General features: G+C 33.3%; 16 protein-coding genes. 12 read left to right on the top strand and 4 right to left on the bottom strand.

From position 1 onward, the window contains the following. The first annotated feature begins 10 nt into the window (after positions 1-10). The 5 genes from BSF41_RS06715 to BSF41_RS06735 are packed head-to-tail and all read left to right on the top strand — an operon-like array spanning position 11 to position 3,031. The gene (locus BSF41_RS06715; protein ID WP_008466969.1) at positions 11-580 is read left to right on the top strand and encodes a 4Fe-4S dicluster domain-containing protein; all 570 of its coding nucleotides are present in this window, start codon (positions 11-13) and stop codon (positions 578-580) included. Positions 581-591: 11 nt separating this feature from the next. Then, on the top strand, positions 592-1,101 hold the full coding sequence (locus BSF41_RS06720; protein ID WP_095928739.1) for a ubiquinol-cytochrome c reductase iron-sulfur subunit: 510 nt from the start codon (positions 592-594) through the stop codon (positions 1,099-1,101). A gap of 18 nt (positions 1,102-1,119) precedes the next feature. Next, entirely contained in the window at positions 1,120-1,374 is a 255-nt protein-coding gene (locus tag BSF41_RS06725) for a DUF6755 family protein (RefSeq protein WP_095928740.1), read from the top strand. A 13-nt stretch (positions 1,375-1,387) separates the two neighbouring features. Beyond that, positions 1,388-2,407: a 2-hydroxyacid dehydrogenase gene (locus tag BSF41_RS06730; protein WP_095928741.1), complete on the top strand. Its 1,020-nt coding sequence runs from the start codon at positions 1,388-1,390 to the stop codon at positions 2,405-2,407. A gap of 27 nt (positions 2,408-2,434) precedes the next feature. Beyond that, positions 2,435-3,031 (top strand): hypothetical protein, encoded by a 597-nt coding sequence (locus tag BSF41_RS06735; protein ID WP_095928742.1) that lies wholly within the window; start codon positions 2,435-2,437, stop codon positions 3,029-3,031. Positions 3,032-3,116: 85 nt separating this feature from the next. Here the strand turns inward: BSF41_RS06735 and BSF41_RS06740 are convergent, their stop codons facing one another. The 3 genes from BSF41_RS06740 to lysS form a co-directional block, all read right to left on the bottom strand. After that, positions 3,117-5,924 (bottom strand): VIT domain-containing protein, encoded by a 2,808-nt coding sequence (locus tag BSF41_RS06740; RefSeq protein ID WP_095928743.1) that lies wholly within the window; start codon positions 5,922-5,924, stop codon positions 3,117-3,119. An 82-nt stretch (positions 5,925-6,006) separates the two neighbouring features. Next, complete coding sequence (locus BSF41_RS06745; protein WP_095928744.1) at positions 6,007-7,152, bottom strand: serine protease; 1,146 nt, start codon at positions 7,150-7,152, stop codon at positions 6,007-6,009. A 378-nt stretch (positions 7,153-7,530) separates the two neighbouring features. Continuing rightward, positions 7,531-9,231, bottom strand: coding sequence for a lysine--tRNA ligase (lysS, locus tag BSF41_RS06750; RefSeq protein ID WP_095928745.1), 1,701 nt, complete (start codon positions 9,229-9,231; stop codon positions 7,531-7,533). Between the two features lie 293 nt (positions 9,232-9,524). On the opposite strand from lysS, the gene BSF41_RS06755 reads away from it, so the two are divergent. From BSF41_RS06755 to BSF41_RS06770, 4 genes are all read left to right on the top strand, one after another. Continuing rightward, positions 9,525-10,328 carry a hypothetical protein gene (locus BSF41_RS06755; protein ID WP_141248127.1) on the top strand — a complete coding sequence of 268 codons (804 nt, stop codon included), beginning with the start codon at positions 9,525-9,527 and terminating at the stop codon, positions 10,326-10,328. A 68-nt stretch (positions 10,329-10,396) separates the two neighbouring features. Beyond that, entirely contained in the window at positions 10,397-11,140 is a 744-nt protein-coding gene (locus BSF41_RS06760) for a hypothetical protein (protein ID WP_095928747.1), read from the top strand. A 5-nt stretch (positions 11,141-11,145) separates the two neighbouring features. Then, a complete protein-coding gene (gene lipB / locus BSF41_RS06765; RefSeq protein WP_095928748.1) occupies positions 11,146-11,844 on the top strand; it encodes a lipoyl(octanoyl) transferase LipB in 699 nt (232 codons plus the stop codon). Positions 11,845-12,119: 275 nt separating this feature from the next. Then, positions 12,120-12,971, top strand: a complete 852-nt coding sequence (locus BSF41_RS06770) for a nuclear transport factor 2 family protein (RefSeq protein WP_095928749.1) — start codon at positions 12,120-12,122, stop codon at positions 12,969-12,971. Positions 12,972-13,003: 32 nt separating this feature from the next. Here BSF41_RS06770 and BSF41_RS06775 read toward each other — a convergent pair whose 3' ends face one another. Next, positions 13,004-13,669 carry a ribonuclease HII gene (locus BSF41_RS06775; RefSeq protein WP_095928816.1) on the bottom strand — a complete coding sequence of 222 codons (666 nt, stop codon included), beginning with the start codon at positions 13,667-13,669 and terminating at the stop codon, positions 13,004-13,006. Between the two features lie 661 nt (positions 13,670-14,330). Here BSF41_RS06775 and BSF41_RS06780 point away from each other — a divergent pair. The 3 genes from BSF41_RS06780 to BSF41_RS06790 all read left to right on the top strand — a co-directional run bounded on the left by BSF41_RS06780 (position 14,331) and on the right by BSF41_RS06790 (position 21,353). Next, positions 14,331-17,618 (top strand): SusC/RagA family TonB-linked outer membrane protein, encoded by a 3,288-nt coding sequence (locus BSF41_RS06780; protein ID WP_095928750.1) that lies wholly within the window; start codon positions 14,331-14,333, stop codon positions 17,616-17,618. 3 nt (positions 17,619-17,621) lie between these two features. Continuing rightward, the gene (locus BSF41_RS06785) at positions 17,622-19,136 is read left to right on the top strand and encodes a SusD/RagB family nutrient-binding outer membrane lipoprotein (protein WP_253251771.1); all 1,515 of its coding nucleotides are present in this window, start codon (positions 17,622-17,624) and stop codon (positions 19,134-19,136) included. A gap of 231 nt (positions 19,137-19,367) precedes the next feature. Next, a complete protein-coding gene (locus BSF41_RS06790) occupies positions 19,368-21,353 on the top strand; it encodes a putative porin (RefSeq protein WP_095928752.1) in 1,986 nt (661 codons plus the stop codon). Positions 21,354-21,381: the final 28 nt, after the last annotated feature.

The raw sequence follows: 21,381 nt of genomic DNA on the forward strand, positions 1-21,381 counted from the left end.
AGCAACAATTATGAATTTAACCAATTATAATAAAAACGAAGAGTTTTTTGTAGACTTACAAAGATGCATAGGCTGCAAAGCGTGCGAGATGGCCTGTTCTGAATGCGAAACCAATGGCCAAGAATCGATGATTCATGTTAACTATGTCGAACGTGCCGTTACCATTCAGACCACAGTTCAGGTTTGTATGCATTGTGAAGATCCAGTTTGTGCGAATGTTTGTCCAGCCGATGCGATTTCGCAAGACGAATTTGGAGTGGTTCATACTGCAAATACAGAACGCTGTATTGGATGTTCCAATTGCGTTATGGCTTGTCCGTTTGGAGTTCCGAAGAAAATGGAAGAATACGATTTAATGATGAAATGCAATATGTGTTACGATAGAACCAGCGTTGGCAAAAAACCAATGTGCGCAACGGTTTGTCCGAGTGGCGCCTTGTTTTATGGAACTCGCGAACAAATCGAAGAAATGCGTCCAAATAGTACTCCAGTAAATTCATTTGTTTTTGGGAAAGAGCGCGTAAATACAAAAGTAAATATCATGATGCCGAAGGGTAGCAACGAATTACGAATATTCTAAATCTAAAATCCATGTCTAAAGAAGATAATTTAAAAGAAAATTGGAAAAAAGATTTTCCTTATAAAAAGCAGGAATCAACACAAGTCAGCCGACGTGATTTTGCTAAATTCCTTACTCTGGTTTCTGGTGGTTTAATGGTGGGCAGCGGATTGGTAGCGGCAAAAGCCTATTTACTGCCAGCTGATGAAGTGGTGGGCGAACATTTTGTATGCGATGTAAAAGATATTCCGTTGGGCGGAACGAGAGGTTTTGTGATTGAAGGAAGTACCATTCCGTATATTTTAGTGCATTTAGAAAGTGGCATGTTTAGAGCTTTTGAGCAAAAATGTACACATCTTTCGTGTGCCGTTTATTACAAACCGGGAACAGGAATTATTCATTGTCCTTGTCATGAAGGTTCTTTTGATGCTTTGACTGGTGATGTTATTGCTGGGCCTCCGCCAAGAGCTTTGCCTCAGTTGGAAGTGGTTTTAAAAGGAGAAAAGATTTTTGTAAAAGCTTTTGAAAATAAAGCGAGTTAATTGTTTAAGAAATATATTATGAGTACATTTAGAAAAAGCCAAAATCAGGCAAATCCAAATAAGTTGAATGTTATTCTTTCTACTTTAATATTTGTTTTAATCTTAAATGTAAGCATCCAAATTTGGTTGTTGTATGCCGCTTTAAACAATGCATTAGATAATAATAAAGAGATTTTGATTCCAGCATTTATAGGTTCGCTTATTTTATTTTTAATTGGTTTTGGATGGCTGTATTATCTGCCAAAAGGGAATTTTAGAAATAATAAAACATAAATAATTCACTATTATGAGCTCAAATCTTGGCGCAAAAAAAATCGCTTTTTTCTCGACCCAGCCTTACGACAAAACGTTTTTCAATAAATACAATGAAGATTTTGGTTTTCAGCTGGACTTTTTTGAAACACAGTTAAATCCTCAGACGGTAGCTTTGATAGAAGAGTGCGAGATTGTTTGTGTTTTTGTAAATGATATTGTAAACGAAACTGTCATTAAACAATTAGCAGAAAAAAAAGTAAAAATAATTGCTTTACGCTGCGCTGGTTTTAATAATGTCGATTTAGAAGCGGCTAAAAAACACCACATAAAAGTTTGCCGTGTTCCTGCATATTCTCCTCAAGCGGTCGCCGAACATGCCATGGCGATGATTTTAACTTTAAACAGAAAAACACATAAAGCTTATAATAGAGTTCGCGAACAAAATTTCTCTTTAAACGGATTATTAGGTTTCGATTTATTCGGAAAAACAATTGGAATTATAGGAACAGGAAATATCGGAAAAGCATTTTCTAAAATAGCGTTAGGTTTTGGCTGTAAAGTTTTGGCGTATGATATTGTTGAAAGTGATGAAATGAAAAAAGACGGCGTTTCTTTTGTTGGTTTAGAAGAGATCTTCAAGGCGAGTGATATTATTTCTTTGCATTGCCCTTTAAACGATCAGACGAAACATGTAATCAATAAAACTTCGCTGACTTTCATGAAAGACAGTGTTATGATTATCAATACGAGCCGCGGCGGATTAATAGAAACATCGTCGGTTATTGAAGGCTTAAAAGAAGGGAAAATAGGTTATTTAGGAATTGACGTTTACGAACAAGAAGAAAAATTGTTCTTTAGAGATTTATCGGCAGACATTATTCAAGACGACGCGATTCAGCGTTTAATGAGTTTTCCGAATGTATTGGTAACAGCGCATCAAGCATTTTTTACCAACGAAGCTTTAACTCAAATTGCATTGGTGACTTTCAATAATATAAAATCATTATTGACGCAGAATGATATTGAAAATAAAGCAGCATTATTAGTGTAATCGATCGCGAATTTAAAACATCAGATTATGAAAAATAGATTTCTGATTTTAATTATAATTTTGGCATTATCATCTTGCCAAAACAAAGACAATTCAAAAAATATTGTAAAAACAATTGTTCAAGATACCTTGTCTAAAACTCTTGGCGGAACGGCCGATTTAAGTGAAGTTTCCGAAAAAAATAATAAAGAAGTAGAATTAATTCGAAAACAATTGCTGATTTTATTGGAGAAAGATTTACCCGCAATGACAAAAGAAGACAGATCTTTCTATTATGAAGCTTTCGATTTAAATAACGATAAGAAAGAGGAATATTTTGTTGGTTTCTCTAATTCTTATTTCTGCGGAAGCGGAGGCTGTTCAGGATATATTTTAAAGAATGACGGAACTGTGATTAATCGTTTCTCTGTAACCGATTTTCCAATTTATGTAACCACTTCAGCAACAGAAAAATTTTATGATTTGATATTTGAAAGCAGAGGAAAATTTCATCTTTTAAAAATGAAAGGTGGAAAATATCCATCTAATCCTTCAGTTCAAGAAGTTATAAAAGGGGATGTTCCAAAAGAAAGCACAAAGGTTTTGGATATTCAAGGGAAAAAATTGGAGAAGTATTCATTTTAAAATAAAAAACCCGACAGATTTTGAAATCTGTCGGGTTTGAAATATTATAAATCCTAATTTTGGAGTTTGGAATTTTTATATTTTTCTAAAACTCAAATTCTCCAATTAAAATTTTACTATCACTTTCACGTTTGTTTTCTTTTTGACTCTGGAAAACAGCAATTTTTCGTTCCTGTCTGCCATCAGAATAGTAAAGATAAACTTCTGCCATTACAGTGGTTGGTCCAGAAAGAATATTCTGTCTCTCACCGAAGAAATTCGTTTTGATTTTATATTTCCCTTTAATTGCTTTTTTAAGTAAAAACTGTTCAGGACCAAAACCTTGAGTGAAATCGTTGCTTAATCTTCCTCCAATTTCTGTAGATCTATGCGAGTACGAACAATCTTCTCCTCTTGGGTCTGTTACCCAAAGATCTATGTCTGTATTGTCTTTATTCCAGTTAATAACAATACGAATGTCGACTGGAAGATTTGCTTTTAGACGATCATCTAATTTGCTTGCATCAACATTTTTGTTTTGGCTCAAAATATTATTGATTTCCATAATCAAGATTTCTTCAATACCATTATCCCTCACAGAGATCTCATCAGTATATTCTTGATACAGCATACCTTTATAGATATTAAGAGCTTCTTGAGGTTTTTTATTGTCTACCAAAGCCAATGCATAATCTCTATGACTTTGAGGATCAAATGGTCTCCATTCTAGAATCTTTTGGGTAATCCACAATTCTTTTTCATAATTGCCTCTTTGTTTCAATAAGTATGAAATCGTTTTGTACAATTCTTCATTTTCCAAATCAAGTTCTGCCAGTGTGCTTAAAACTTTTAAAGAAAGAGCTTTGTCTCCTTTTTTGAAAAGCAATTTAGATACATCAAAATAATACGTTACCTGTTTCTCGTATTTCGGACGATTTTCAAGATATTTCTGATAGATCAATTCAGGTGATTGTAAAGACTGAAAATCTTTCATATACTCTTGAGTACTTTCTACATCTACCAAAGTTATTTTACCTGTAGATGTTTTTTTATCGCCTGCTCTACTTTCTGCAGAATATACAGCATTATCGCTAACAACACTTTCTTCTGCCGACGACAATTTTTGTGACTGCTTAGAAATGGTAGGATACTGTTTTTTTTCTGTAGGTTTAAATTCGCTATTCCACCAAGTGGTCAATTCTCTAGTTTTATCAAAAGCTTTAGATAGAAGATTTCTTCTTTTTTCTAAGATTTGTTTTTTGTTTTGCGAAACGATTTTGTTGTATTCTGGCAATAATTCTTCTGGTGGAGTAATGCCAAAACGCACATAATCATTAACATCTTCCAATACGATAAGACTAGTGTTCTTGCTTACAACCCCAAACTGTTCGCTCAGATTTCTAATTTCATCGCTGTTTTGAGTTGAATTAAGTTCAAGATCATTAATTTTTCTTTGCGCCCAAAATTGTGCAAGAGGCCAATTGTCTACTTGTACAGCGTTATTAAAATCTACAGGCACTTCAAATTTCTTATCTCCCACAGAAAAAACAGCAGTAAGTTTGCTCAAGTTTGAAGATGAAATTCCGAAAATGTTCACTGGTTCGTTGACTGTGGTTCCAACATTGGGGAACAATTCCTGAAGCGTATTTGTTTCTTTAAAACCTAAAAATACAATAGGAAGCCTTTTATATGTTTTTAGAGCAGATTGCGTATCTAATTCGTTAAGATTGATAAAATTTCCTCCAGATTGTGATGCTAAAAGTTTCAGCAAATTAAAATCAGAAGTTGGTGTGCTCGTTATAGTGTTGACCGGTTTTTTGAATTTTAAAGTTAAATCTCCAAAATTTGAAATTCCGTCAGAAAATAAAAGATATTCGTCTATAGATGAAATTTCTTTTAAAGCACTAAAGTCGGTTCCGCCATCATATTTCAGATTAAGAATTCTGTCTTTTAAGGTATTCCAGTTTCCTCCAGAAACAGTAAATTCTTCTGTTTTTTCAAGGATATTGTTTAAAAGGACAAAAGAGACTGCAACATTCTTGTTGTCTGAAAAATACGCATTAAGAAAGTCCAGTTCTTTTTGACGATCTCTCTTTGATCCGCTAAATGAATTATCCCAAATAATAGCAATTTTTTGAGATTTTGTTTTTTCCTTTACAGGGAAATTCATCGCAACACTTGCCGCAAAATAAGATTTATCGTCAGAAGCTTTTTGAAGCATCACATTTGACGATTCGTTTACTTTTGGAATAGCTATTTTAAGGCTTTCATTTGGCGTAAAATTTACTTTATTAATTTCAGCAATCCATTGATTCCCTTTTTTCTGAAAAGTAAAACTTCCATCTGGATTTTCCGTAATTTTAGGAGTGGTTAGACTTTCATTAACTAATACTTTCAGATTGAATTTTGGGATATTAACCGCATTGGCAAAGCTTAAAAAATACTGATAATCAGTAGCCGAATTTTTCAATTCCTGATTGTACGTAATTCTAATAAATCTACTGCCTCTAGCTGTAATGGGATAGATTCTAGTTCTGAAATTGTTTCCGGCTACTTTTTCAATAATACCTGGATCTACATTTCTTTTTTCAATACTTTCAAACACTTCTTTAGCTCGTTCTTTTGGAACAGGTACAGCATCTCTTAAGCTTCCATTAATGTCCAAAGCATAACCACTCACGCTTACTCCTTCTGGTAACGGAAGGGTAAAATTTCCTTCTAAAATTCTGTCGCCAGGATTGTAAAATGTGTAAGTAGCTGTAGTTGAGGCAAAATTTCCTAGAATTTTGGTTTCAATTTTTACCTCCTGTAAGACTACCGAATTTTTTTTCTGATTTTCGACATCCAGAGTTGGAATCTGTGAAAAAGCGGCACCACAGAACAGTAGTGCACAGATGCTAAAAAATTTATTCATAATTGATTAAGTCGATTTTTTATTTGATTGGAAATGTGAAAACCCGATTAGATTTAAGCGTCTTTTTTTTGATTTTTTCAAATTAGAGTGCTTGAATATGCTTAGCAACAATTCCAAAGTTGAAACCCTGAACCTGATCGAATCCACTGAAATTAACTGCAATCAGTTGGCCACATTCATTAAAAACAGGTGAACCACTAGCACCATGTGTGGAAGTGATACTGTATTGAATTTTGTTGCCATCAGATTCTTTACTTATTTGGCCATTGTAAAGCTGTACTTTTATACCAGAATTGGTTTGTGCCAAATCTATTCCCATCGGATAGCCCACCATTATCGCTTTTTGCCCTGGAGCTAGAGAAGTATCATTGTCAACAATATTATCAAGACTTATAATATTGGTAACGGTTTTAGGAGTTTTATGATCAGCTACTTGCAAAATGCCTAAATCAATATTGCTGTCATCTGAAACTTTTTTCATTTCGCAATTAATCCATTCGCTATCAGAATTATGAAGTGCAACTTGAATGTCTACCGTTTTTACATATACTTCAATATTTTCTGCAGAAACATATTCTTTTACTGGAATAGATGCAGCTATATCAGTTGATACTTGCGATGTATCTGTTTCTGTTTCATTAGAACTAACAAATTCTTCACCCGCTGACTCACTAGTTTCTTCGCTCGATTCTTCGTATTCTCCCTCTCCTTCACCTTCATCATACGAGACTGAAGCATGTGACCAGTTGTTGCTAATAAAACTTTCATAGTCATCTTCAGAAACATCGGTAGTAAGGATAGAAGCAATCTTCATTCGCAGATTTCGAATAGTAGTATTTACTTTCTCACTTTCTTCTTCAGTTGAATTCCATGGCTGTAAAACATGTCTATTGGTAATCATGTCTCCTTCTGTATCTACAAAAAAGCCTGTTCCGTAAATGGTTTCTTCCTTAGCATCCTCAACGTTAAGCGGAATTTCTTTTCCATTAATTTTAGCAAAATAGCCATATTTATGCTTTACAAGTACAACGGCATTTTTGTAAGTATCATAGATTTTGGTATCTGTGCCTAAACAAACAGCTTCTTTTTTAGGATTAAAATATTTAAATCCTAAAAAGCCAGCAGCCGAAATAAAGATAACAGCGATGATAGCAATTTTGTAACGATTTCTTTTTTTGTTGACAGTTGTTTCTAAGTCTTCGTTTGGGGCGATTTTTCTAATTTTCATTTAAAGGATTGGTTGAAAAATGTTAATTGAATGGGTTTGGGTTAAAAAAAAAATAGACTTTACATAAAGTCTATTTTTTCTTCAAATGTAGTAATTTGTTTGCTAAAAAAAAGCAAAAACAAAATCAATTGCGCATTCAATGCCAGCCAAATTTTGTTTTGTTTTTAATGTTATATCTAGGCTTGTGAAAGTATTTTCTTGTAAAACAATTTAGAAAAAGTAAAGTGTTGTTTTTCAGTTTTTTAAAAATAAGTTTTGATTTTTGTTTTAAATGGTGATAGGAAGAAGTATTCGTTTTAAAAAAGAAACCCGACAGGTTTTTAAAACCTGTCGGGTTTGAATATTATAAAATCCAACTTGGAATTTTAATTTTGGAATTTATCCAACCAATTCTACAAATTTAAATTCACCTTCAACAGCAACTTTAGTCAAACCGTGTTTAGATAAGTTTTTCATAGATGCATCCCATTTTTTACCGCTTAAATTTGCAGTAATTTTTAATTGCTGAAGATCCATTTTATTATCATTTCCTTTCAATAAATCTACAATGAATTTTTCTTCATCAGAAAGTTCAATTAGTTGTTTTTTCTCAGGACGCATTTGAGGGAACAATAAAACTTCCTGAATCGAAGCATTGTTCGTTAAATACATAATCAAACGATCCATTCCAATTCCCATTCCAGAAGTAGGAGGCATACCGTACTCAAGCGCTCTTAAGAAATCTTCGTCGATAATTCCGTTTGCTTCATCATCACCTTTTGCAGCCAAACGCATTTGATCTTCAAAACGCTCTCTTTGATCAATAGGATCATTTAATTCAGAATACGCATTTGCGATTTCTTTTCCGCAAACCATTAATTCAAAACGCTCCGTCAAATCTGGATTATCACGGTGCTCTTTACAAAGCGGAGACATTTCTTTTGGATAATCAGTAATGAAAGTTGGCTGAATATAATTTCCTTCACATTTAGCTCCAAAAATCTCATCAATTAATTTTCCTTTACCCATTGTTTCATCAACCTCGATTCCCATTCCGCGTGCTGCTTCAAACAATTCTTGTTCTGTTTTTCCAGAGATATCAAAACCAGTAAAGTGTTTGATAGAATCTGTCATGGTAACGCGTGCATAAGGCGCTTTAAAGTTGATTTTGTGCTCGCCAAAAGTAACTTCGCTTGTACCATTTACAGCAATCGCACAATGCTCTAATAAACCTTCAGCAAACTCCATCATCCAGTTGTAGTCTTTGTAAGCTACATATATTTCCATTGCAGTAAACTCAGGGTTATGCGTTCTGTCCATACCTTCGTTACGGAAGTTTCTAGAGAACTCATAAACACCTTCAAATCCACCAACAATTAATCTTTTTAAATACAACTCATTTGCAATACGCATGTAAAGCGGAATATCAAGCGAGTTATGGTGCGTAATAAATGGTCTCGCCGAAGCACCACCAGGAATTGATTGTAAAACTGGAGTGTCAACTTCTAAATATCCTGCATCGTTAAAATAACCACGCATCGCACTGAATAATTTAGTACGTTTGATGAACGTTTCTTTAACTTGTGGGTTTACTGTTAAATCTACATAACGCATTCTGTAACGTAACTCAGCATCATTAAATGCGTCGTGAACATTTCCTTCTTCGTCAACTTTTGGCAACGGAAGCGGACGCAAAGTTTTACTCAAGAAAGTAAAACCAGAAACACGAATACATTTTGCACCAACTTGTGTAGTAAACAATTCACCTTCAATACCAATAAAATCCCCTAAATCAGTTAATTTTTTGAATACTTGGTTGTATAAAGTTTTATCGTCACCTTCACACAAAACATCACGATTTACGTACAATTGAATACGTCCTTCGCTATCTTGCAACTCAGCAAAACAAGCTTTACCTTGATCACGAACACTCATCAAACGACCCGCAACGATAACCTTCTTACCCTCTTCAAATGACTCCTTTATCTGCTTAGATGTATGATTTACAGGAAAAAGATTAGCTGGATAAGGATTGATTCCTAAGTTGCGTAAGTTTTGAAGTTTTTCTCTTCTGATGATTTCTTGTTCTGATAATGCCATTTTTGCTTTATTTTTTTAAGTGTGCAAAGATAAAGAAAAGAATGTAGATTTTTTAATGCAGATTTTAGATTTTTTGTGACATCAAATTATTGGGTTTCAATCATCTTTAGTCGACACTGATAGCTGTTGGAATAGACTTGTTTCTAACAAATGTAAAATATGCTCTAATACCAAGTTATTCATTTACAGGGTTTGGATAAAGCCTTAAATGACAAATTTGAAGTTGTTTTAAAATGAAACTAAAATAATTCTTAAAAGAAAGTATCTTCGCTTGAATAACTTAAACCTCAATTATGAAAAAAATTCTACTTTGCTTTTTTATTGCATTTTGTTTTACTAGCTGTATCCTTAAAGAAAAGATGACTATGAACGAAGATGGTTCTGGAACTTTTTCTTACGGTTTTGATATGTCTCCGATGTATAAAATGGGAGTGAAAAAAAGTGATTCGTCTAAAGTTAATAAAGTCGTTGACACTACTTTTACCTTCAAAGATATGCTTAACAAGTTAAGCGACAGTATTTCTAAATTACCAGATGCAGATAAAGAGAAAATCGAGATGCTGGAGAAAGAAAAAGAGAAACTTAAAATTTTGGAGAATTTTAAAGTTAGCATGAAAGTAAACGACGAAAAACAGCAATTTGAATATACTATGTCAATTGATTTTCCTAGTGGAACAGATTTTAAAACTATTGCAACACCTGCCGAAAGTTTAGAAGCGCTGGCTGCGACAGACAAAAAAAGATTAGGAGCTTTAAGTGCTGCGCCAAAGCAAGAAGAAAAGTCTAATACAACCATTTTTTATGATGGTAAGGTTTTCATTAAAACGGTTACTCCTTCTAAAGACGATAAAAAAGTTAAAAAGAAAAAAGAAAACAAGAAAGATAAAAGCGACGATCCATTCTCTAAAAAAATGGAAGAAATGATGAAAGAATGTAAATATACCGCTGAGTATCAATTTCCGAAAAAGATTAAAACAGTTTCGCTTAAAAATGCAGTACTAACAAAAGACAGAAAAGGTTTTACTGTAGAAGTTCCTCTGGATAATATGCAGGAGAGTAGTGTGGATTTTGGTTTTAAAGTAGAATTTGAGCAATAATTCGAGGTTTTCGATAAAATGTATTTTTAAAAATAGTCTTTGTATCTTTGATAAAAAATAGAACATTAATGAAACTATATAAACTACTTAGTTTTTCTTTTTTACTAGCGACTTTAACTAGCTGTACTTTCACTGAAAATATTTACATCAATGACAACGGAACCGGAAAATTTTCTGTGGATATGGACGGTTCTCCTTTAATGGAAATGGCTGGTGATCAGATTGCTGGGCAAATGGGAGATAACAAAAAAGATATTGATACTACTTTTACTTTCAAAAAAGTGTTTGAAGAGAAAAAAGACAGTATTGCCAAGTTGTCGCCAGAAACACAAAAAGAACTTAAAAAACTGGAGAGTTATATTGTATCAACGAAAATAAGTTCGGAGAAAAAACAGTTTTTAATGAACATGTCGACTGATTTTAAAAATGTAAACGAACTTCAGGATATTTTGCAAACATTAGGGACACTGCAAAAATTAGAAGGAGGCGCAAATCCTATGGGAAGCGGTTTCGGAGATAATGGCAGTAAATTAAGTTATGCTTATGACGGAAAGAAATTTACAAGAAAAGCAGTAGTCGATGAGCAGAAAAAAGCAGCAAAGGCAAAAGATTCGGCGGGAGATATGTCTAAAATGATGTTTGCTTCGTCTAGCTATATTGTAAAGTATCACTTTCCAAAAAAAATTAAGAAAGTCTCTAACCCAACAGCTTTGTTTAGCGACGATCGAAAATCGATTACAATTCAATACTCTTTTACGGATTATATGGAGAATCCCGACAAACTGAACTTTGATGTTGAGTTTGAAAAATAATTAAAATGAACAAAAAAATCCAACTTCAGGATCTGGGCAATAAAGATTATAAATCGACTTGGGAATATCAAGAAGAAATCTTTAAGGATATAGTAGATTTAAAAATCAAGAACAGAAGAGAAGAACTAGATTTGCCAACGCCAAATTATTTACTTTTTGTTGAGCATCCGCATGTTTATACTTTAGGAAAAAGCGGTGATCTTGAAAATTTACTATTAAACGAAAAACAGCTCGAAGCCAAAGGGGCGACTTTTTATAAAATCAACCGAGGTGGAGATATTACCTATCACGGACCTGGACAAATTGTAGGTTATCCGATTTTAGATTTAGAAAACTTCTTTACCGATATTCATAAATACTTACGCTTATTAGAAGAATCCATAATTCTGACTCTGGCAGAATACGGATTAGAATCGGGCAGGAGTGAAGGCGAAACAGGAGTCTGGCTTGGTGCAGGAACTCCGTTTGCGCGTAAGATTTGTGCAATGGGCGTTCGCGCTTCACGCTGGGTAACCATGCATGGATTTGCCTTAAATGCAAATGTCGACTTAGGATATTTTGACAATATTATTCCGTGTGGAATTCGAGGAAAAGGCGTTACTTCTTTAAACGTTGAACTTGGCGTAGAAAAAGTAGATGAAGAAGAAGTAAAAGCTAAAATCATCAAGCATTTAACCGAGCTGTTCGAAGCCGAATTTGTTTAAAAAAGAATTGCTAATAAAAAGGAACCCGTTTCAAGCGTCGATTTTGAAACGGTTTTTTTATTTTTAGTGATGAATTGAGTAGTAAATCAGGCTTGTTTTTTTAATAGAAAGCAGTTTTTTTCTTAAATTTATATTCAAAAAACGGAAAAACCATTTCGCAAAAGTTAAGATTTTGAAGGGATGGCAAATTCTATACTTCTTGTAGTTCTCTTAGCTATTTATGCTAAATTTGGTTTTGTACTATTAAATTTAAATTTCATTCTAACTGATTGCTTATGAGAAAAATCTACTTATTCTGTTTCCTTTTTGTTCTTAATGGTCTTTTTGCCCAAAAGAAAGATAAATTATATCCAGTTGCAGTTTATGAAAAAGTGTGGCAGGAAAAAAACAGCGATACCAGATTAAAGATGATTAAATCAATCTGGTTAGAAGATAGTACTTTTGAAGACCCCTCGGCTTCTATAAAAGGGACTGTAGCGTTTAATAATGTTATCAACGAATTTTACAAGAAAAACCCAGATGCCGTTTTAACTTCGGGAGCCAAAATTGTAAAAGATAATTATGTAACCTGGGAATGGAAAATTTTCGATTCTAAAAATAACCTTATCATGGCTGGCCGCGACTTTGCACGTTTGAATGGAAAAGGTCAGGTAAGTAAAATTATTGGTTTTTGGGATAAAGGAGCAGCGCCGTCTGAAGCGGATGTTTTGAAAAATCTGGAAGCTGATAATTTAAAAGTAATAGCAAAATATTACGAAAGTCTTTTTAAAACAAGAGACTTTGATGCGCTAGGAACTTTAATTGCAGACGGAGCCGTTTATAATCAAGCTGTAGGTTTGCCTTATGGAGGAACGTATATTGGTTTTAGTGAATGGACTAAAATGTTTACAAAATCGACTGAGTTTTTTGATTTGCAGATAGAAAAAGACCCCGTTTATTTTAGTGATGCTTCTAAAAATGAAGTGATCATTTATTTTACGATAAACTGTAGGTCAAAAAAATCAGGCAAAACAATGTCGGTTCCGATTTCAGAACATTTTGATTTAAAGGATGGTAAAATTACTGCTGTAAGGCCTTTTTATTATGACACCAAAACATTTGCAGAATTCTTAAAAAGCAAAAAATAAAAAGAAAACGACCTATTTAATAGGTCGTTTTTTTATGGAAATAAATCAAGTTCTAATTGCTCGGGTAAAAGCCTAAAACTCATTCTGTGATATTTTGTGGTTCCAAATTCTTTGATGGCTTCACGATGTTCTTTGGTTGGATATCCTTTGTTCTGTTTCCAGTTGTACATTGGAAATTCTTCATGAATTTGATCCATGTATTCATCACGATACGTTTTTGCCAAAACAGACGCAGCGGCAATGCTTAAGTATTTCCCATCACCTTTTATAATGCTTTGATTCGGAATTGATTTTAAAAGAGCAATTTCATCGTTAGAAAACTGTTTTCCAAAATTATTTTTAAGACCGAGTTTAGCATTCAAAGAACGGTTTCCGTCAACAATAATAAATTCGGGAACGTGTTTTAGTTTTAAAATACATTCCTGCATTCCCTTCATCGAAGCATTTAAAATGTTTATTTCATCAATTTCGTCTGGAAACAAATGCGTAACGGCAAAACATAGGGCTTCTTTTTCTATAATAGGTCTTAAAAGCGCTCTTGTTTTTTCAGAAAGCTGCTTACTGTCATTCAGAATTTTATTTTCAAAATTTTCGGGTAAAATTATGGCAGCGGCAGTAACTGGGCCAGCTAGACATCCTCTTCCGGCTTCATCAGTTCCAGTTTCTAAAACAAATCCTGAGAAATTTTTTTCGAGCATTTTTTTAGGTTTTAAAAAGGCAAATATTGTACTTTTTTTTCTAAAAAGCATTAAATAGATCCAAAGGAATACAATCTATAGTTGCTTTTTTAGAGTGATCCTATCAAGGAGTAATACGGTTAGAAATTACGCTATTTTTCAAATTGACTATAAGTCTGCGATATTGGTTAAAAACCCGTGAAAACACTTGATTTTTATGATTTTTTTTATGAAATGGATAATTGGTGATTTTCTAAAAATGGCTTCGAAAAAGATAAAATCACGGTTTTTTGCAACTTGGAAGAATTGATTTACAATTTATTACGATTTGGGAACGAAAAGCAAATTAAAAATTTGTCAAATACAACATTTTCAGTCAAGAATGTTTTATTTAATCGACTTTCTTGTAAGATTATACTTTGTTTTATTTTGTTTTTTCGTCTGTTTTTTTAAGAAAAGCGCCATCTTAAATGTTAAATAAATGTTAATTTATTGATTGAAAAAATTGCAGTATTTTATGCTTAAAATTATGTATTGAGTTGTTTTTGCGTTAATTAACTATTCATTAACAAGTATATGTTAAAGAAATATTAAAAAAATGTTAGAGAAAGACCGTGAGTTGCATTGTTCTTTTAAGAAAATATTAAGATGTTTGCGACATACTAATTCAAAATTTTTAAAAATGAAACTAAAGTTAAATGGATTCTTAGTGCTTTTGGTGGCGCTGATTACGCAACTAACCTTTGCGCAAGAAAGAACTGTTTCGGGTATAGTTTCCGATAATGCAGGAATGCCTCTTCCAGGTGTGAGTGTATTAGTTAAGGGAACTAAAAGCGGAACGCAAACAGATTTTGATGGAAAATTCTCTATCAAAGCAACATCAAGCGAAGTCTTGGTTTTTACGTACATCGGAATGAAAACGCAAGAAGTTGCAGCTAGTTCTACAACATTAAGTGTAAAATTAACTAGTAATACTACAGAATTAGAAAGTGTTGTTGTTACTGCATTAGGTATTAAGAGAGAGAAAAAAGCTCTTGGATATTCTACTCAGGAATTAAAAGGAGAAGATTTAGTTGGTGGTACTACTGGCGCAAACTTCCTTAACGATCTTTCTGGTAAATCTGCAGGGGTATATATTAGAAAAAATACAAACTTTGGAGGATCTACAAACGTAGTTTCAAGAGGTGTTAAAAACCTTACAGGAAATAACCAAATGCTTATTGTTATTGATGGTATGCCAATTAACAACTCGAATGTGAATTCAAGCAATGGATCACAAACAGCTGGAGCGCGTAATACTTATGATTACGGTAACGCTGGTATGGATATTAATCCAGATGATATAGAAACATTAAATATTCTTAAAGGTGCTGCAGCATCTGCTTTATACGGGTTTCAAGCTGGTAATGGTGTAATCATGATTACTACTAAAAAAGGAAAAGCTCAAAAAGGTATGGGAGTTACTATTTCAAGTGAGTTTGGTGTTGGTTCAGTTGATAAAAATACTTTCCCTGTTTACCAAAACAAATATGGACAAGGTTACGGACCAACTTATAAGACTGATGGAACTCCTAATGGAATTCCAGTTGGACCAACAGGAGCGTTTTTTGTTATGGATAAAAATGGCAACCAAGTAGTAAGTACTACAGATGATGCTTCTTACGGTGTTGCGTTTGATCCAAATCTTTCTGTTCTTACTTGGGAGTCTTATACTCCATATTCTTCAAAATACGGACAAAAATCTCCATGGGTTGCTGCTAAAAATGGTCCAATTACATTTTTTGAAACAGCTCAAACATTCAATAACTCAATCTCTTTTGAAGGTGGTTCAGATAAAAGCAATTTTGTTATCAACTACAACAACTATAAAGAGAATGGTATTTTGCCAAATAGTGAATTGAGAAAAAATAACGCAAGTATTAAATTCAACCACAAATTAACAGATAAATTATCTGCAAGTGTTTTTGCCAATTATTTAGCACAAACTACGCAAGGTAGAAATACTACTGGTTACGGTGGTGATAACGTTGCAGGTTTATTCCGTCAATGGTGGGGAACTAACGTGGATATTCAATCTCAAAAAGAAGTTTTCCAAAATTCAGGAGGACAAAATATTTCTTGGAACATGGCAGATCCTGCTAATGGAAATACAAGCCCTAAATATTGGGATAACCCATATTTTACAAGATATAAAAACTACCAAACAGATGAAAGAAATCGTTTCATTGGTTATGGTCAGTTAGATTATAAATTTACAGATTGGTTAAACGCTACAGGAAAAATTAGTACAGATTCTTATTCAGAACTACGTGAAGAGAGAAAAGCTGTAGGATCTTTGGCTGGAACATTTGGAATTAACCGTTTGGCTGTTGGTTCAGGATACCAAAAATATACAGGTATGTTCTCTGAGCAAAACTATCAGTTTACATTAAACTTCAATAAAAAACTTAATGATGATTTCTCATTAACAGGTTTAGTTGGTTATAATGCTTTAAGAACTAGACGTACATCTACATTAGCTTCTACAGATGGTGGACTTATCATCCCTGGAATCTATGCATTATCAAATTCAGTAAATGCTTCTCCATTCCCAATCGAGGTTGAAGACAATACAGCTGTAAACAGTGTTTATGCATCTGCTTCAGTAGGATTTAGGGATTTCCTTTACTTAGAAGGAACTGTACGTAATGATGCATTCTCTCAGTTGCCACAAGACGACAATGATGTTAATACATTCTCTGTTTCTGGAAGTTATGTTTTCACAAAACATATTAATGCTCCATGGTTAAGTTTCGGTAAATTAAGAGCGAGTTATGCTGAAAACCCACAAGGAAGTATCGATTCTTATGCATTGCAAGATGTATTTACTAAATTCAACCCATTTGGATCAAACCAACTTTATTCAAGACCAAACATTGCTAATAATCCAGAATTGCACCCTGTTAAAACTAAATCTCAAGAACTTGGTTTAGAGATGCAATTCCTTGACAGAAGAATTGGTTTTGATGTGAGTGTTTACAAAAGTTTAAGTGAAGACCAAATCTTTCCAGTAGATTATTCTACTGCAACTGGTAACTCTTCTAGATACGTAAACGCGGGATCTGTAGAAAATAAAGGTGTTGAGGTAATCTTCAATGTAACTCCTGTAAAAACAAATGATTTCCAATGGGATATTAACGTAAACTGGTCTAAAAATGAGAATACAGTTGTAGATTTAACACCAGGTGTTGATGTTTTAACAATTGGTACGTTCCAAGGAGGAGTTAGTATCGTTGGTACTAAAGGACATGCTTACGGAGATATTCTTGGAAAAGATTTCATCTACAGTGCAGACGGACAAAAAGTAACTAAAAACGGAGTGTATTTACAAACAGCAACTACTAATAATGTAATTGGTAACGTTACTCCAGATTGGATTGGCGGTGTTCGTAACAAATTTACTTACAAACAAATCTCTTTAGGTTTCTTAATTGATGTTCAAAAAGGTGGAGATATTTTCTCTCTTGATCAATATTATGGACAAAGCTCTGGTTTATTTACTTCTACAGCAGGAAACAACGAACTTGGAAACCCTGTAAGAAATACACTTGCTAATGGTGGAGGTGTTATCTTGCCTGGAGTAAATGAAGATGGAACTCCTAATGCTACAAGAACACCAAGTCCTGAAGTAGCTGGAAGTATCTATGGTTACAATACTAATCCACAAAAAGCATTTGTTTACGATGCAAGTTATGTGAAATTAAGAGAGGTAAGCATTACTTATAGTTTCCCTAAACAATTTATAGCTAAAGCAGGTTTGAATGATTTACGTCTTTCTTTAGTAGGTTCTAACTTATGGATCATCAGTAAAAATCTTCCAGATGCAGATCCAGAAAGTGGTATAAGTTCAGGTAACTTATCATCAGGTTATTCAGGAGGTTCACTTCCGACAACAAGAAATATTGGTTGTAACCTAACATTAAAATTTTAAATCATGAAAAAAGTACTTTTATTAATGTCTGTGGTAGGTATGATGGTTTCGTGCAGCCAGGACATTACAGATATGAATGTTGATCCGAAAAGACCAACAACAACCAAAGCGGAATTTTTGTTTACCAATGCTGAGAAGAAATTAGTCGATCAAATGGTTAGTACTAGTGTGAATAATAACGTTTTTAGATTATTTGCACAGCAATGGACAGAGACTACTTATCCAGATGAGAGCCAGTATAACATTACAAACAGAAAAATTCCAGATACGCACTTTTTGGTTTTGTATAGAGATGTTTTAGCCGATTTTCATGATTCAAGAGTTATGATTGCAGCAACAACTCCTGCAACTCCTGCTGATGAAGCGATTAAGCAAAATAAATTAGCGCTTATCGATATTTTAGAAGCTTACGCTTATAGTGTATTGGTAGATACTTTTGGAAACGTTCCTTATTCACAAGCAATTGATATTCAAAAATATCCTTTACCGGCTTATGATGACGCAAAAACGATTTACCAAGATCTTATTAAAAGATTAAGTGCATCTGCTGCAGTTTTAAAAGCAAATAGTACAGTGGCTAACTTTGGTGCTGCAGATATTATCTATTCTGGTAATGCGGCAAGTAATGCAAAATGGGCAAAATTTGCTAACTCATTAATCATTAGAATGGCAGTTAATATGTCTGATGTTGATCCAGCTTATGCAACTACTCAAGTTCAGGCAGCTCTTGCTTCTGGTGCTTTAGCTAGTAATGCTGATAATACAAAATTGACTTATTTAACTACATCAGGAAATCAAAATCCATTGTATGCTGATTTGGTAACTAGTCAGAGATTTGATTTTATTCCTGCTGAGCCTTTTGTTTCTGCTATGGATGCTATTGTTCCTGGTGGTGACCCAAGGATGCCTAAATATTTTACTAATTTAACTGCTCCAGCTCCAGTTATTCCTGCAGGAAGAACATTTACTGGTGGTACTTATGGTTCGGCAAATGTTTACACAGCTTATTCGCAAATTACGTCTACATTAAACAATCCAGTTTTTCCAGGAACTATCTTTGATTTTGCTGAGTTGAATTTCTTATTAGCAGAAGCTGCTGAGAAAAGCTTAATTCCAGGTGGTTCTGCTCAGGCAAAAGTATACTATGATGCAGGTATTAAAGCTTCTATGGCAGACTGGGGAGTAACTAGTGCTACAGCTATTGACGCTTATATTGCAAGCCCAAAAGTAGATTACAACAATGCTTTGAGTGGAGCAACATATAAAGAAAAAATTGGTACTCAAGCATGGTTTGCTCTTTATAACAGAGGATACGAAGCATGGACATCGTACAGAAGATTGGATTTCCCTGTGTTAAAAGCGCCTCAAGCAGCTATTAACAAACTTATTTTTACTGTTCCTGTTAGATATACTTATCCAGGTGTAGAAGCAAGTATTAATAAAACAAATTATATTAAAGCATCTGCTGATATTGGAGGAGATTTATTAAATACTAAATTGTTCTGGGATAAATTCTAATCTTTAGAATATAATCTATATCAATTAAATTATACCCAGTTTGGGAATAAGAATAATAAATATTTTGATTTTTTTTGAGAGCCCCGTATACTTTTGTATACGGGGTTTTCGTTTTCAAAATTCCAAAACGATCCTAGCTTCATATTATATATTATGTTTTTTCGTTTATACCTTTTTATATTACCTTTGCTTAGCAAATTTTGTCAAAATAAATTTATACAAAGCCATCAAATGAGAATATTCATTTTTTTATATCTATTAGTTGTTCCAACTTTATTGTTTTCGCAAGAAAAAAAAACTGCTTCTAAAAATAATTTAGATATGAATACAGAATATTCAAGTGTCACTGATACCGTAAAAAAGAAAAAACAAAAGATTGCAACCATAGATCAGTATAAAATTGTCACTTTAGAACATGATACTATTTATGCAGATACGTCGCTAACTCTTAAAAGTGCTTATAGACAAAATCATTTAAGAAAAGATCTTTTTGGTCTTATGGAGTTTTCTAATATTGGACAACCTTTAAATACGCTTCAATACAGTTTGACAAGTTTTTCTCCGTATCCTGAAATTGGTTTTAGCGGAAAGCATTCTAACTATATGCAAGCAGATCAAATTAGATATTATTCTGTTGCAACGCCTTTTACAGAATTGTTTTTTAATACTACAATAAAAAAAGGACAGAATGTAGATTCTTTTATCACATTAAATGTCTCTAAAAATCTTAATTTCTCGATTGCATATAAAGGTTTAAGATCTGAAGGAGATTATAATAATCAATTGGTTAGTGCCGGTAATTTAAGAATTACAACCAGTTATGCCACAACTAGCAAACGATATGCGATAAATGCACATTTTACAAATCAGGATATTTTGAATGAGGAAAATGGCGGTATAACAAACGATGCTGATTTTGAAAGCGATAATGATGACTATAAAAACAGGCAAAGATTACAGGTTTATTTAACCGATGCAGAATCGTTCTTAAAAGGAAGAAGATTGTTTTTTGATCATGCTTTTAGAGTGAATCCAACTGATGGAAGTAATAATTTATACCTTACACATCAATTTAATTATGAGTATAAAGATTACGAATACAAGCAGCCAACTGTAATTTCTACAGTAACTGCAAATGATGGAACAACTAGTCGAGTGCAAAGATTTGGTGAGTCGTATGCGGCAAGCAATATTAACGATCAAACTAAATATGAAAGACTTTATAATAAAGTTGGAGCAGCTTACGAAAATTCGCTGTTAGGTAAATTTATATTTTTTGTTGACGATTATAGATCTAATTATAGGTATAACAGAATTATTGTTGATGCAGCTGGAAACGCTGTTCCAGACAATTTGTATTTACAGTTTAATAATTTTGGTGCTCAGTACGAATATCAGAAAAACAAATGGAATGGTCGATTTTTATATTCAAGATCAATTACCAATGAGTCGCTTTCCGATTTAGATGCTAAATTACGTTATGATATGAGCGATGAAATTAAGTTTGATTTTAGATATCGCAACATCAATAAACTGCCAAATAACAATTATAACTTATACCAAAGTAGTTGGATTTCGTACAATTGGTCAAATGATTTTAAAAACGAAAAAATTAATTCGTTAAGTGCAGAAATTACAACTCCATGGCTAACGGGACAAGTTCAATATACGGTATTAAAAGATCATTTGTATTTTACAGATGTAGCGACAGATGCACAAAAAGCGGCTAATATACAGATCGTTAATCCAATGCAGTACGGAAATGCGATTAATTATTTAGAGATAAAAGCAAGTAGAGAATTCAAATTTGGACCTTTTGCATTAGATAATACCCTTTTGTATCAAAAAGTAGATCAGTCAGATTTAGTTTTAAATGTACCTGATTTTGTAACTAGAAATACATTCTATTATTCGAATCATTTCTTTAAAAAAGCATTATTCATGCAAACAGGTCTTGTCTTTAATTATCTTACGAAATATTATGGAGACGATTATAATCCTGTTATTGCAGAATTTTTTGTGCAACAAGACAAGAAAATCGGTGGTTTTGCAACATTCGATTTCTTTGTGAATGCCAGAATACGCCAGACACGTTTTTATTTAAAAGCGGAACATTTTAATGCTTTGTTTTCGCAAAGTAATTATTATTCAGCACCTCATAATCCGTATCGTGATTTTGTACTGCGTTTTGGTCTGGTTTGGAATTTCTTCCAATAAAAACTGGCTTTTTTTATTTCGAACCACT

Source organism: Flavobacterium sp. ACN2 (assembly GCF_002303885.1).
Classification (GTDB): domain Bacteria; phylum Bacteroidota; class Bacteroidia; order Flavobacteriales; family Flavobacteriaceae; genus Flavobacterium.

Bases quoted from the DNA above. Each gene is read 5' to 3' on its own strand.
- BSF41_RS06715 (WP_008466969.1), top strand. From the start codon at position 11: ATGAATTTAACCAATTATAATAAAAACGAAGAGTTTTTTGTAGACTTA.
- BSF41_RS06720 (WP_095928739.1), top strand. From the start codon at position 592: ATGTCTAAAGAAGATAATTTAAAAGAAAATTGGAAAAAAGATTTTCCT.
- BSF41_RS06725 (WP_095928740.1), top strand. From the start codon at position 1,120: ATGAGTACATTTAGAAAAAGCCAAAATCAGGCAAATCCAAATAAGTTG.
- BSF41_RS06730 (WP_095928741.1), top strand. From the start codon at position 1,388: ATGAGCTCAAATCTTGGCGCAAAAAAAATCGCTTTTTTCTCGACCCAG.
- BSF41_RS06735 (WP_095928742.1), top strand. From the start codon at position 2,435: ATGAAAAATAGATTTCTGATTTTAATTATAATTTTGGCATTATCATCT.
- BSF41_RS06740 (WP_095928743.1), bottom strand. From the start codon at position 5,924: ATGAATAAATTTTTTAGCATCTGTGCACTACTGTTCTGTGGTGCCGCT.
- BSF41_RS06745 (WP_095928744.1), bottom strand. From the start codon at position 7,152: ATGAAAATTAGAAAAATCGCCCCAAACGAAGACTTAGAAACAACTGTC.
- lysS (WP_095928745.1), bottom strand. From the start codon at position 9,231: ATGGCATTATCAGAACAAGAAATCATCAGAAGAGAAAAACTTCAAAAC.
- BSF41_RS06755 (WP_141248127.1), top strand. From the start codon at position 9,525: ATGAAAAAAATTCTACTTTGCTTTTTTATTGCATTTTGTTTTACTAGC.
- BSF41_RS06760 (WP_095928747.1), top strand. From the start codon at position 10,397: ATGAAACTATATAAACTACTTAGTTTTTCTTTTTTACTAGCGACTTTA.
- lipB (WP_095928748.1), top strand. From the start codon at position 11,146: ATGAACAAAAAAATCCAACTTCAGGATCTGGGCAATAAAGATTATAAA.
- BSF41_RS06770 (WP_095928749.1), top strand. From the start codon at position 12,120: ATGAGAAAAATCTACTTATTCTGTTTCCTTTTTGTTCTTAATGGTCTT.
- BSF41_RS06775 (WP_095928816.1), bottom strand. From the start codon at position 13,669: ATGCTCGAAAAAAATTTCTCAGGATTTGTTTTAGAAACTGGAACTGAT.
- BSF41_RS06780 (WP_095928750.1), top strand. From the start codon at position 14,331: ATGAAACTAAAGTTAAATGGATTCTTAGTGCTTTTGGTGGCGCTGATT.
- BSF41_RS06785 (WP_253251771.1), top strand. From the start codon at position 17,622: ATGAAAAAAGTACTTTTATTAATGTCTGTGGTAGGTATGATGGTTTCG.
- BSF41_RS06790 (WP_095928752.1), top strand. From the start codon at position 19,368: ATGAGAATATTCATTTTTTTATATCTATTAGTTGTTCCAACTTTATTG.